Annotated in this window: 15 protein-coding genes and 1 tRNA gene; 7 read left to right on the top strand and 9 right to left on the bottom strand. The window is 66.1% G+C overall.

Annotated features, from left to right (window positions below; genetic code table 11):
* Positions 1-267 (top strand): hypothetical protein (locus Q0L89_RS04800; protein WP_296762981.1); only part of this gene is annotated, 267 nt, incomplete at its 5' end.
* A 19-nt stretch (positions 268-286) separates the two neighbouring features.
* On the opposite strand, the gene pheS is transcribed toward Q0L89_RS04800, so the two are convergent.
* From pheS to pyk, 5 genes are all read right to left on the bottom strand, one after another.
* Entirely contained in the window at positions 287-1360 is a 1074-nt protein-coding gene (gene pheS / locus Q0L89_RS04795; protein ID WP_296762980.1) for a phenylalanine--tRNA ligase subunit alpha, read from the bottom strand.
* A gap of 126 nt (positions 1361-1486) precedes the next feature.
* Positions 1487-1849, bottom strand: a complete 363-nt coding sequence (gene rplT, locus Q0L89_RS04790) for a 50S ribosomal protein L20 (RefSeq protein ID WP_296762978.1) — start codon at positions 1847-1849, stop codon at positions 1487-1489.
* A gap of 13 nt (positions 1850-1862) precedes the next feature.
* Complete coding sequence (gene rpmI / locus Q0L89_RS04785; RefSeq protein ID WP_296762976.1) at positions 1863-2063, bottom strand: 50S ribosomal protein L35; 201 nt, start codon at positions 2061-2063, stop codon at positions 1863-1865.
* Positions 2064-2176: 113 nt separating this feature from the next.
* Positions 2177-2401: a hypothetical protein gene (locus Q0L89_RS04780; RefSeq protein WP_296762974.1), complete on the bottom strand. Its 225-nt coding sequence runs from the start codon at positions 2399-2401 to the stop codon at positions 2177-2179.
* A gap of 28 nt (positions 2402-2429) precedes the next feature.
* Positions 2430-3875, bottom strand: a complete 1446-nt coding sequence (gene pyk / locus Q0L89_RS04775) for a pyruvate kinase (RefSeq protein ID WP_296762972.1) — start codon at positions 3873-3875, stop codon at positions 2430-2432.
* Between the two features lie 180 nt (positions 3876-4055).
* Here pyk and Q0L89_RS04770 point away from each other — a divergent pair, with 180 nt between their 5' ends.
* Positions 4056-4796 carry an N-formylglutamate amidohydrolase gene (locus Q0L89_RS04770; RefSeq protein WP_296762971.1) on the top strand — a complete coding sequence of 247 codons (741 nt, stop codon included), beginning with the start codon at positions 4056-4058 and terminating at the stop codon, positions 4794-4796.
* A 16-nt stretch (positions 4797-4812) separates the two neighbouring features.
* Positions 4813-5130 carry a DUF1244 domain-containing protein gene (locus Q0L89_RS04765; protein WP_296762969.1) on the top strand — a complete coding sequence of 106 codons (318 nt, stop codon included), beginning with the start codon at positions 4813-4815 and terminating at the stop codon, positions 5128-5130.
* Between the two features lie 18 nt (positions 5131-5148).
* On the opposite strand, the gene Q0L89_RS04760 is transcribed toward Q0L89_RS04765, so the two are convergent.
* On the bottom strand, positions 5149-5613 hold the full coding sequence (locus Q0L89_RS04760) for an Lrp/AsnC family transcriptional regulator (protein ID WP_296762968.1): 465 nt from the start codon (positions 5611-5613) through the stop codon (positions 5149-5151).
* A gap of 60 nt (positions 5614-5673) precedes the next feature.
* Here Q0L89_RS04760 and Q0L89_RS04755 point away from each other — a divergent pair, with 60 nt between their 5' ends.
* A complete protein-coding gene (locus tag Q0L89_RS04755) occupies positions 5674-6273 on the top strand; it encodes a LysE family translocator (RefSeq protein ID WP_296762966.1) in 600 nt (199 codons plus the stop codon).
* Between the two features lie 81 nt (positions 6274-6354).
* The gene (locus Q0L89_RS04750; protein WP_296762964.1) at positions 6355-7317 is read left to right on the top strand and encodes an acetyl-CoA carboxylase carboxyltransferase subunit alpha; all 963 of its coding nucleotides are present in this window, start codon (positions 6355-6357) and stop codon (positions 7315-7317) included.
* 12 nt (positions 7318-7329) lie between these two features.
* Here Q0L89_RS04750 and Q0L89_RS04745 read toward each other — a convergent pair whose 3' ends face one another.
* The 3 genes from Q0L89_RS04745 to Q0L89_RS04735 are packed head-to-tail and all read right to left on the bottom strand — an operon-like array spanning position 7330 to position 9891.
* Positions 7330-8508 carry a cation:proton antiporter gene (locus Q0L89_RS04745; protein ID WP_296762963.1) on the bottom strand — a complete coding sequence of 393 codons (1179 nt, stop codon included), beginning with the start codon at positions 8506-8508 and terminating at the stop codon, positions 7330-7332.
* A gap of 9 nt (positions 8509-8517) precedes the next feature.
* On the bottom strand, positions 8518-9165 hold the full coding sequence (locus Q0L89_RS04740) for a GntR family transcriptional regulator (protein ID WP_296762983.1): 648 nt from the start codon (positions 9163-9165) through the stop codon (positions 8518-8520).
* Between the two features lie 33 nt (positions 9166-9198).
* Positions 9199-9891 carry a SprT family zinc-dependent metalloprotease gene (locus tag Q0L89_RS04735; protein ID WP_296762962.1) on the bottom strand — a complete coding sequence of 231 codons (693 nt, stop codon included), beginning with the start codon at positions 9889-9891 and terminating at the stop codon, positions 9199-9201.
* A 113-nt stretch (positions 9892-10004) separates the two neighbouring features.
* Here Q0L89_RS04735 and Q0L89_RS04730 point away from each other — a divergent pair, with 113 nt between their 5' ends.
* Both Q0L89_RS04730 and Q0L89_RS04725 read left to right on the top strand, forming a co-directional pair.
* Positions 10005-10328: a TIGR02300 family protein gene (locus Q0L89_RS04730; protein WP_296762960.1), complete on the top strand. Its 324-nt coding sequence runs from the start codon at positions 10005-10007 to the stop codon at positions 10326-10328.
* Positions 10329-10442: 114 nt separating this feature from the next.
* Positions 10443-10518: transfer RNA gene (locus Q0L89_RS04725), tRNA-Ala, on the top strand.
* The last annotated feature ends 270 nt before the right edge of the window (positions 10519-10788 follow it).

Here is a 10788-nt window from a genome sequence, read left to right as displayed (position 1 = left end):
CGGTGCCCGACCGCCGGGTGGGCGCTGCAACGAATGTGGATCGCGCTTTATGCCGGCCAAATACATCCGCGTTGTCATCAGCTTGATACGCCCGCAAAAGCGCCCGCCCGAGGGGGCGGTCGGGCGCTGCGCGGCGGCGCGCAAGCGCGCCTTGATTCCGCGCTGGGGGTGCAAAACGAGCGCCCGCTTCGTCCCGCATTGCGGCCTCTCGACCCTCGCTCCGAGAAACCGACGGCGCAATCAATTGTAGCCAATCGATTGCTCTGATGGTCTCAGGCATCTTTCTTCACCGCGACAACCCCCCGTGCAGCGTCGGCACGTCCAGCGCCGAAAACCCGTAATGGCGCAGCCAGCGCAGGTCGGAATCGAAAAACGCGCGCAGGTCGGGGATGCCGTATTTCAGCATCGCCAGCCGGTCGATGCCGATGCCGAAGGCAAAGCCTTGCCATTCATCCGGGTCGATGCCGCCGGCGGCCAGCACCTTGGGGTGAACCATGCCCGAGCCCAGCACCTCCATCCAGTCGTCGCCTTCACCGATGCGCAGTTGCCCGTTCACCCATGAACACTGGATATCGACCTCGGCCGAGGGTTCGGTAAACGGGAAATGCGAGGCGCGAAAGCGCGTCTTGATGCCGTCGACCTCGAAAAACGCGGCAAAGAATTCCTCAAGCACCCATTTCAGGTTGGCCATCGAGATGTCGCGGTCGATCGCCAGCCCCTCGACCTGGTGAAACATGGGCGTGTGGGTCTGGTCGTAATCGGCGCGGTACACACCGCCGGGGCAGATGATGCGCAGCGGGGCGCCGCGCGCCTCCATGGTGCGTATCTGCACCGGCGAGGTATGGGTGCGCAGCACATGCGGCGGGCGGTCGTCGCCTTCGGCGCGGTGCATGTAGAAGGTGTCCATCTCGGCCCGCGCGGGGTGGTGCGTGGGGATGTTGAGCGCGTCGAAATTGTACCAGTCGGTGTCGATGCGCGGCCCCTCGGCCACCGCAAAGCCCATGTCGGCAAAGATCGCGGTGACCTCTTCGGTGACCTGGCTGACCGGGTGGACGGTGCCGCGCCGCCGATGCCGGGCCGGCAGGGTGACATCCAGCCATTCGCCGCGCAGGCGTTCATCCAGCGCGGCATCGGCCAGCGCCGCGCGCTTGGCCGCGATGGCGCTGTTGATTTCGTCTTTGAGCGCGTTGAGTGCGGGGCCGGCCGTCTGGCGTTCTTCCGCGCTCATCTTGCCGAGTTCGCGCATCTTGAGGCTGATTTCGCCCTTCTTGCCCACGGCCTGCACGCGGATATCTTCAAGCGCGGCCTCGTCGGCGGCGTCGGCAATGGCGGTGATATACTTGTCCCGCAGATCGTCCATGGCTGTCTCCGTCAGGTTCCGGGGCTTGCTACCCACTCGCGGGGCCGGGCGCAAGTGCGGGGCGGGTATGCGAAAACGCGGGCCCCGAGGGACCCGCGCAAATCGTGTCTCTTCTGCGGTGTGTCGTCAGTTCAGCGCCGACTTGGCCTGATCGACTATGGCGCTGAACGCCTCGGGCTCGTGCACGGCCAGATCGGCCAGAACCTTGCGGTCCACCTCGACCCCGGCCAGCGACAGGCCGTTGATGAAGCGCGAATAGGTCAGCGTATCGTCATGCGCGCGCACGGCGGCGTTGATCCGCTGAATCCACAGCGCGCGGAAATTGCGCTTGCGGTTCTTGCGGTCGCGCGTGGCGTACTGGTTGGCCTTGTCGACGGCCTGGCGGGCGACCTTGAAGGTGCTCTTGCGGCGGCCGTAGTAGCCTTTCGCGTTCTGCAGCACTTTCTTGTGACGGGCGTGGGTGACGGTGCCACCTTTTACTCGGGACATATCAAACCCCTCCTCAGCGGTCGTAGGGCATCATCGACTTGACGATCTTCTCGTCAGGGGCCGACATCGTGGTGGTGCCACGCGCGTTGCGGATGAACTTGTTGGTGCGCTTGATCATGCCGTGCCGCTTGCCGGCCTGCGCGTGCAGGATGCGGCCCGTGGCCGTCACCTTGAACCGCTTCTTGCAGCTCGACTTGGTCTTCATCTTGGGCATTTCCGTCTCCTCTCAGATCGGTTCGGATAGGCGCGACTCGGCATGCCACTCAAGGCCGGCCGCGCGGACGAGTGCGGCGTATACGCCGGGCGGCCGCATCTGGCAAGGGGGTCTCAGCCCATTATCCAGGCCAGCACCCGGACGAAAGCGCGCGGCACGTCCGACAGGGTATAGCCCTCGGGGCTTTGCGTGAGCGCCCAGATCACCATGCCGCCGCCGATCAGCATCGCCACCGCTGCCGCGCGCGGTGTCTCGCCGTCGGAATAGGCGCGGATCGCCGAGATCAGCGCCAGAAGCGCGATGACGAGCCCCCCGACAAGCAACAGGTCGCTATCCATTGGCCGGCCTTTCGGTTCGTGCCACCGGTCACTCGGGATCGGAGGCGAAGATCAGGCGTTCGTTGCATGGCGCCACGCGCAGGATATTGGTCGTTCCCGGCACGTTGAAGGGCACCCCGGCGATCACCAGTATCTGGTCGTCCTGCGTGGCATAGCCGCCTGCGCGCGCCGCCTTGGCGGCATTGACCACCGCCTGCTTGAATCGTTCCAGTTCGTCAGTGATGACACAGTTCACCCCCCATGTCAGCGCCAGCCGCCGGGCGGTGCCGCGGATCGGCGTCATGGCGATGATCGGCACGCGCGGGCGTTCGCGGGCGATCAGCAACCCGGTGGTGCCGGAATGGGTGAAGCAACAGATCGCCTTTATGTCGGTCGTCTCGGCGATCTCGCGCGCGGCGGCGACGATTCCGTCGGCCACGGTGGTGCGATCGGCGCGGCGGCTGGCCTCGATCACCTCGCGGTAGGTGGGGTCCTCCTCGACTTCGCGGGCGACGTTGTCCATCGTGGTGACGGCCTCGACCGGGTAATCGCCGGCGGCCGATTCGGCCGACAGCATCACCGCGTCGGCGCCCTCGTAAATGGCGGTGGCGACGTCCGAGACCTCGGCCCGCGTCGGCATCGGCGATTCGATCATCGATTCCAGCATCTGCGTCGCCACGATCACCGGCTTGGCCGCCGCGCGGCAGCGCCGCACCAGGCGTTTCTGGATCGGCGGCACGTTCTGCACCGGAAGTTCGACGCCCAGGTCGCCGCGCGCCACCATGATGCCATCGCTGACGGCGAGGATGTCGTCGAAGCAATGCACGGCGGCGGGCTTCTCGATCTTCGACAGGATCGCGGCGCGGTCGCCGGCCAGCTTTCGCGCCTCCTCGACATCGGCGGGGCGCTGCACGAAGCTCAGCGCCAGCCAGTCGATGCCCAGGTCGCAGACGAATTCCAGATCGTTGCGGTCCTTTTCGGACAGCGCCGCAAGCGGCAGCACCACGTCGGGCACGTTGACGCCCTTGCGGTTCGAGATCAAACCGCCGTTGACGACGACGCAATCGGCGAAATCGGGGCCGCAGCTATCGACCCTGAGCGCGATCTTGCCATCGTTGATCAGCAGCCGCGTGCCCGGTTCCAGCGCCGCGAATATCTCGGGGTGTGGCAGGTTGACGCGTTTGTCGGTGCCCTCGGCATTTTCGAGGTCCAGCCGGAAGGTGGCGCCCTCGTGCAATTCCTCCTCGCCCCGGGCGAAGGTGCCGACGCGCAGTTTCGGCCCCTGCAGATCGGCCAGGATGCCGATGGTGGTGCCGAGGTCACGCTCTACCTGCCGGATGATCGCGTGGCGGGCGCGGATCTCCGCGTGCTCGCCATGGCTCATGTTGAGGCGAAAGACATCGGCGCCCGCCTCGTGCAGGGCCTTGATCATCTCGTAGTCGTCCGAGGCCGGGCCCAGCGTCGCCACGATCTTCACGTTCCGAAAGCGTCTCATGATCTTTCCCCTGTCTTCACGGTGGCAGTCCTGCGATGCCGTGGCCTTGCGGCGCAGCCGTCCGGATGTTGTTAACGCTAACCTCGGCGCAAGGTTATCGCGCATTCTTGTCGGTTCAGCAACGGTTCCCTTCATGCCCGCTTTGGCCTAGATCACGGGCCGGAACATGGGGGCGCTTTCATGACATATCACCCGTTTCACGTCATCGGCGAGGAACGCCCGGGCCGGTGGTTGGTCACCTGCGACCACGCCGCCAACACGGTGCCGCCGTTCGTGAACGATGGCTCGCTCGGCCTGCCGGATGACGAAATGGCGCGCCACATCGCCTATGACATCGGCGCGGCAGGGGTGGCCCTCGCCTTGGCTGAAACGCTGGAGTCGCCCGCGATCGTGTCCAATTTCTCGCGCCTGGTGATCGACCCGAACCGCGGCGAGGACGACCCGACACTGCTGATGAAGCTCTATGACGGCACCATCATACCCGGCAACCGCCATGCTGGCCCGGCCGACTTGCGGCAGCGGCTCGACGGCTGCTACCGGCCCTACCACAGCGCCTTGGCAGAACTGGCGGCGCGGCGCGACGACACGGTGATCGTCTCGGTCCACAGCTTCACGCCGCGCCTCAGGGGCCGGCCGCCACGGCCCTGGCAGATCGGGATACTCCATGCCGCCGACACGCGGCTTGCGCGCCCCGTGATCGAGCGCCTGCGCGCCCGCCCCGACCTGTGCGTCGGCGAAAACCAACCCTATGGCGGCCACCTGCCGGGCGACGCCATCGCGCGCCACGCGATCGCGCATCAACGGCCCAACATCCTTGTTGAATTGCGCAATGACCTGATCGACGATGAGGCGCAGCAAACCGCCTGGGCGCGTTTCCTTGCGCCGATCCTGCAACAGGCGCTGGCGCAGACCGGGCTTTGACAAGGGGACCATGCCGATGGATGAAGCGACGAGAACCGAACTGGAAGCCGCCGCGTTTCGCCGGCTGCAACAACACCTGATGCAGGACCGCCCCGACGTGCAGAACATCGATCTGATGAACCTTGCGGGGTTCTGCCGCAACTGCCTGAGCCGCTGGTACCAGGAGGCAGCCCAGGCACGCGGCATCGAGATGAGCAAGGAAGAGGCGCGCGAGGTCTTCTACGGTCTGCCCTACGAAGACTGGAAGGCCGGCCACCAGGCCGCGGCCAGCCCCGAAAAGCAGGCCGAGTTCCGCGAGGCATTCGCGCGCAACGTGGGCGGCGAAGACACCTGACGCGCGTCAAGCCCCGCCTCAGGCCCGGTCGTCCTTGGGCGAACCGATCACCACGTAGGAGGTGATCGCGTTGACGTGCGGCAAGGTGCCCAGGACATCGGTGTGAAAGCGCTTGTAATGGGCCATGTCGGTGACCTCGACCCGAAGCAGGTATTCGACCGCGCCGGTGATGTTGTGGCACTCGCGCACCTCGGGCGCGCGCGCCATCGCGCGCTCGAACGCCTCTTGCGCGGGCTTGGTGTGCGCGCTGAGCCCGACGGTCACGTAAGCCAGAAGGCCCACCCCCATGGCGGCCGGGTCCAGCACCGCGCGGAAACCGCGGATCACGCCACGCCGTTGCAGATCCTGCACGCGGCGCAGACAGGCCGAGGGCGACAGGCCGACGCGATCGGCCAGGACGGTGTTGCTCATCCGACCGTCGCGTGACAGCTCGCGCAATATATTGCTGTCGATTGCGTCCATCTCGCCTGATTGTTGCAGCATTTTCTGTCCTCCCCACGGCTTTGCAATTTCATCGCATGAATCATGACAATAATTCGCCCCATGACTCTGGATGTTTTTCTTGGCCTCGCAACCTTTGCCTTCGTTTCGGTCATCACGCCCGGGCCGAACAACCTGATGCTGATGGCGTCGGGCGCGAATTTCGGGCTGCGCCGAAGCCTGCCGCACATGCTGGGCGTCGGGCTGGGCTTTCCGATGATGATCGTGCCTGTCGGGCTGGGCGTCATGCAGGTGTTCGACATCTGGCCGGTCACGCACCTGATCCTGAAGGGGCTGTCGGTGGCCTACATGCTATGGCTGGCGTGGCGGATCGCCAACGCGGCGCCGCCCGCCGAGGCATCGCTCGAAGGCCGGCCGCTGACCTTCCTGCAAGCGGCGGCGTTCCAGTGGGTCAATCCCAAGGCATGGTCGATGGCGCTTGGCGCGATCACCCTCTACGCCGCCAGCCGCGACCTTTCCGCAATCCTGTGGGTGGCGGGCACCTATGTGGGCATGGGGGTCATCTCGACCAACTGCTGGACGCTTCTGGGCCGCCAGTTGCGCCATCTTCTGGCCAGCCGCCGTCGGCTGCGCGCCTTCAACTGGACGATGGCGGCGCTGCTCGTAGCCTCGCTGATCCCGGTGCTGTGGCCGGCGGCGTGACCCTGCATGCGCGGCAATGTTGCATCCCGCGCCCAAGGCGGCCATATATCGCAGCGTGGTTTCCCGGCCCGGAGCGATGCAATGACCAACTACCTTGATTTTGAACGCCCCCTTGCCGTGATCGAGGGCAAGGCCGAGGAACTGCGCGCGATGGCGCGCCACAACACCGAGATGGATGTCGAGGAAGAAGCCAGGGCGCTGGACAACAAGGCCGCCGACATGCTGGTGGACCTTTACAAGTCGCTCTCGCCGTGGCGCAAGTGCCAGGTTGCACGCCACCCGGACCGGCCCCACTGCAAGGATTATATCGAGGCGCTCTTTACCGAGTACACGCCGCTCGCCGGTGACCGGAACTTTGCCGACGATCACGCTGTCATGGGCGGGCTGGCGCGACTTGGCGACAGGCCGGTGATGGTGATCGGGCACGAAAAGGGCTGCGACACCAAGAGCCGCATCGCACGCAATTTCGGCATGGCCAGACCCGAGGGCTACCGCAAGGCGATCCGCCTGATGGACCTGGCGAACCGCTTTGGCCTGCCGGTGGTGACGCTGGTGGACACGCCCGGCGCCTATCCCGGCAAGGGCGCCGAAGAGCGCGGCCAAAGCGAAGCGATCGCGCGCAGCACCGAAAAATGCCTGCAACTTCGGGTGCCCCTGGTCAGCGTCATCATCGGCGAGGGCGGCTCGGGCGGTGCGGTCGCCTTTGCCACCGGCGACCGCCTGGCGATGCTCGAACACTCGATCTACTCGGTCATCAGCCCCGAGGGCTGCGCCTCGATCCTGTGGAAGGACGCCGAGAAGATGCGCGAAGCGGCCGAGGCGCTGCGCCTGACGGCGCAGGACCTGGCCAAGCTGGGGGTGGCCGACCGGATTATCTCTGAACCCCTGGGCGGCGCACATCGCGACCGGGCGGCGGCGATCGCGTCGGTCGGGAAAGCGATCGAGGAGATGCTCACCGAGCTTGACGGAAAGCAGGGCAAGAAATTGCTGCAAGAGCGCCGCCGCAAGTATCTCGACCTTGGCTCGAAGGGGCTGGCAGCCTGAACCGCGGCGCCGCTAGGACCGCGCCACGCGCCGCAACGCCAGGAGTGCGACAAGGGGGCCGATGACCTCGAAAACCACGGTCGTAGCGATGGTCAGAATGACGACGGTCTGCCCGTGGTCGGGGAACTCCTGCGCCGCGACCAGGGCCATGCCCACGGCCACCCCCGCCTGCGGCAGCATCGCGGCGCCGAACCACGGCCGCTGCTTTACCGGCACCCCGCCCAGGGCCGCGCCGATCCAGCCGCCCGCAATTCGCCCGACGATGCGCATGATCACGTAGCCGGCCCCGATTCCGCCCATCTGCACCAGCGCCTGCGGGTCCAGTGTCGAGCCCGCGAGGATGAAGAACAACACCAGAAAGGGCCACTGGATGTTCTCGATCTCGTGAAAGGCACGCTCGTGGTGATAGGCGCGGTTGACGATGACCATGCCCACGACCATGCCGCACAGCAGAAACGAAACATCCGCCCACTTGGCCAGCCCGGCGGTGACGAACACGATGCCCAGTGCCTCGATCCGCAGCGGCTCGCCGCGTCGAATGCGACCCGTCAGCTTGGCGGCGGGCCAGCCGATCAATAGCCCGAGGATCGCGGCACCGCCCAGCTCCCACCCCGCCTCGCGCAGGGCGCCCAGTTCCATGCTGCCTTCGCCAAGCGCGCGCGCAGCCACCACCGCGAGGGCGAAAACGATCAGGCCCCAGGCATCGTCAATGGCCACGATCCCGCGCAAGGTGTTCGCGAAGCCACCTTTCGCGCCCGCCTGCCGGATCGAATCCGCAACGGCGGCCGGATCGGTGGCCGTCGCCACGGCGCCGAGCAGCAGCGCCAGTTCGATCGGTACGCCGAAAAGCCACAACCCGACCGACACCGCCACCAGCGTCGCAATCACCACCATGATCGAGATCGAAAGGATTGCCCGGCCGTGTTCGGAAAGGTTGTCGCGGGTCAGCGACCCGCCCAGAAGAAACGCGACCATGGTCAGCGCGATGGTCGACAGAAGGCCGTAGAAATCCGTCACCGCTTGCGGGATCAGGTCGAGCCCGGCGTTGCCGAACAACACGCCGCATCCCAGCAAAAGCGTCACCCGCGGCAGCCGCGTGCGACGCCCCAGACTATCCGCCGCCAGCCCGGCCAGGAACAGCCCCCCCAGCACCACCAGGATCAGCGGCTGATCTACCGTTGTCTCCGCCATACGCATCCCTCAACGTGCCAGCATCTTCAGGCCCTGCGTCACGTCCGATCGCACCGCCAGCCGCAAGCCGGGCTCATCCCCGGCCTTGAGCGCAGCGATGATGAGACGGTGATATTGTGGCGGCTCCCGTCGGCGCAAACGCGCGTATAGCGCACACATGGTGGGCCCCATTTGCAGCCAGACGGTTTCGGCCATGGCCAGCATGGCCGGCGCTTGCGCCCGCAAGTACAAGGCACGATGGAATTCCAGATTGGCCCGGATATAGCCCACGGCATCGTGCCGCGCGACCATGGCACCGACACCGGAATTGATGGTTTGCAGGCGCTCGATCAGCGCGATATGCGCCCGCGGCAGCGCACGGCTGGCCAGTTCGACCTCAAGCAGCGATCGCAAGGCGGCCAGTTCCTCGATCCTGTCGTTGCTCAGCTCCGGCGTCGAAACACGGCCCGACGCGGTGATCGTCAAGGCCCCTTCGGCCACCAACCGGCGCACCGCCTCACGCGCCGGCGTCATCGACACGCCGAATTCCGCGCCAAGCCCGCGCAGCGTCATCGCCTGCCCGGGCGCGATCTGGCCATGCATGATACGCCCGCGCAGCCCGCGGTAGACGCGGTCATGCGCCGAGGGCACCGGGTCTGGGCGCGGGTTCATCAGCATGGCAACAGGTGTGATCACAAACGCGAGCGCCGGTCAATCGGCAAAGCGGAACCTATGCAGCGCCGTGCCCTCGCGGCGCAGCCAATCGCGCGGCGCACGCGTGTCGCCGTAAAGGCGCCCGACGACAGCCCAGAACCGGGGCGAGTGGTTCATCTCGGCCAGGTGGGCGACCTCGTGCGCGGCCACGTAATCAAGCACCGCGTCGGGGGCCATGATCAGCCGCCACGAATACATCAGCCGGCCGCGCGACGAACACGACCCCCAACGCGAGCGCGGATCACGCAGGGTGATGCCCATGAAAGACCGGCCCAGCAAGGCGGCGTACCGGTCCGACGCTTCGGCAAACCTGTCGCGCGCCGCGAGCCTGAGAAAGGACATCGCCCGCTGTCCGGCCGCATCCGCATCGCCCGGCACCACGAGCGTGTCGTCGACCAGGTTTGCCACCCGCCCCGGCCCCGGTACGATGCGCATCATGTTGCCGCGATACGGAATGGCGGTGTAGTGCCCGACCCGGCACTCGCCGGGACAACGCGCGAGATGGCCGCGCAGCCATTCCTCGCGCTCGCGGGCGAAATCCAGCGCCTCGCACGCGCTCACGCCATGGGGTCGCGTCAGTGTTACCCGCCCATCGAGCGCCGAAACCCTGAGCGATAGCCGACGGGCGCGGCGCGACACGCGCAGGGTAATGGAAACCGGTGGCTCGCCCGGCAGAATGACCTGGTCCATATGTACTCCTGCACGAAGGTTTTGCTGCTCCGCGAAAGGCTTTGACACGCCACAGCCGTTATGGCAGGTGGCGCTGACCGTCAACAACACTCCAGATACGAGAGGGACTTCCCATGCCCAAGGAAGAATGGGGCGTCAAGCGCGTTTGCCCAACGACCGGCAAACGCTTCTATGACCTGAACAAGAATCCGGTCGTCAGCCCCTATACCGGCGAGGTCGTCGAACTGGAAACCGGCAAGAACCGCGCCGTGACCCCGGATGCCGAAGACGCCGCGACCAAGAAGCTCAAGACCACCGAGAAGGAAGCCAGCACCGATACCATCGAGGAAGAGGACGTCGAGGTCGAGCTGGACGACGATCTTCTCGATGACGAGGACGACGGCAACGTCTCGCTCGACGAGATCGCCGATGTCGCGTCGGACAACGAAGAGGGCTGAGCCGGCGGGCTTCGCGCACGATACTCCCGTCCGCGCGCCGAATTTTTGGCTTGAACCCGCCCGCGCCTTTGCCTAGACAGCGGCGCATGAGCCGGGGCGACCCGGCGGCAAGATGGGGCCTTAGCTCAGCTGGGAGAGCGCTTGCATGGCATGCAAGAGGTCAGGGGTTCGATCCCCCTAGGCTCCACCAACCCCATACAGATCAACATGTTGGCTGAACATTCGAGTGATGTGGCACACAGGTGTGACACAAGATACTCCATGGACGCAGGGTATCGGTCACTCGTCCGGAATCCTTGAGCGATACGGTCAGATGACGGGGTCGAGCCCTTTACGCCGGATCAGGCTGGCGCGGTATTGGCGGCGCGTGGCCGGGAGCGGACATTGGGCGACCGGCTGAGGTGCCGCGCGGTGCCCGACCGCCGGGTGGGCGCAGCAACGAATGTGGATCGCGCTTTAT

This window comes from Sediminimonas sp., assembly GCF_024637375.1.
Taxonomy (GTDB): domain Bacteria; phylum Pseudomonadota; class Alphaproteobacteria; order Rhodobacterales; family Rhodobacteraceae; genus Sediminimonas.
The sequence above is the reverse complement of the archived record's forward strand: the minus strand, read 5'-3'. Positions and strand labels throughout refer to the sequence as shown.

Coding starts and splice junctions, on each gene's coding strand:
- pheS (WP_296762980.1), bottom strand. CDS start 1,360: ATGGACGATCTGCGGGACAAGTATATCACCGCCATTGCCGACGCCGCC.
- rplT (WP_296762978.1), bottom strand. CDS start 1,849: ATGTCCCGAGTAAAAGGTGGCACCGTCACCCACGCCCGTCACAAGAAA.
- rpmI (WP_296762976.1), bottom strand. CDS start 2,063: ATGCCCAAGATGAAGACCAAGTCGAGCTGCAAGAAGCGGTTCAAGGTG.
- Q0L89_RS04780 (WP_296762974.1), bottom strand. CDS start 2,401: ATGGATAGCGACCTGTTGCTTGTCGGGGGGCTCGTCATCGCGCTTCTG.
- pyk (WP_296762972.1), bottom strand. CDS start 3,875: ATGAGACGCTTTCGGAACGTGAAGATCGTGGCGACGCTGGGCCCGGCC.
- Q0L89_RS04770 (WP_296762971.1), top strand. CDS start 4,056: ATGACATATCACCCGTTTCACGTCATCGGCGAGGAACGCCCGGGCCGG.
- Q0L89_RS04765 (WP_296762969.1), top strand. CDS start 4,813: ATGGATGAAGCGACGAGAACCGAACTGGAAGCCGCCGCGTTTCGCCGG.
- Q0L89_RS04760 (WP_296762968.1), bottom strand. CDS start 5,613: ATGCTGCAACAATCAGGCGAGATGGACGCAATCGACAGCAATATATTG.
- Q0L89_RS04755 (WP_296762966.1), top strand. CDS start 5,674: ATGACTCTGGATGTTTTTCTTGGCCTCGCAACCTTTGCCTTCGTTTCG.
- Q0L89_RS04750 (WP_296762964.1), top strand. CDS start 6,355: ATGACCAACTACCTTGATTTTGAACGCCCCCTTGCCGTGATCGAGGGC.
- Q0L89_RS04745 (WP_296762963.1), bottom strand. CDS start 8,508: ATGGCGGAGACAACGGTAGATCAGCCGCTGATCCTGGTGGTGCTGGGG.
- Q0L89_RS04740 (WP_296762983.1), bottom strand. CDS start 9,165: ATGCTGATGAACCCGCGCCCAGACCCGGTGCCCTCGGCGCATGACCGC.
- Q0L89_RS04735 (WP_296762962.1), bottom strand. CDS start 9,891: ATGGACCAGGTCATTCTGCCGGGCGAGCCACCGGTTTCCATTACCCTG.
- Q0L89_RS04730 (WP_296762960.1), top strand. CDS start 10,005: ATGCCCAAGGAAGAATGGGGCGTCAAGCGCGTTTGCCCAACGACCGGC.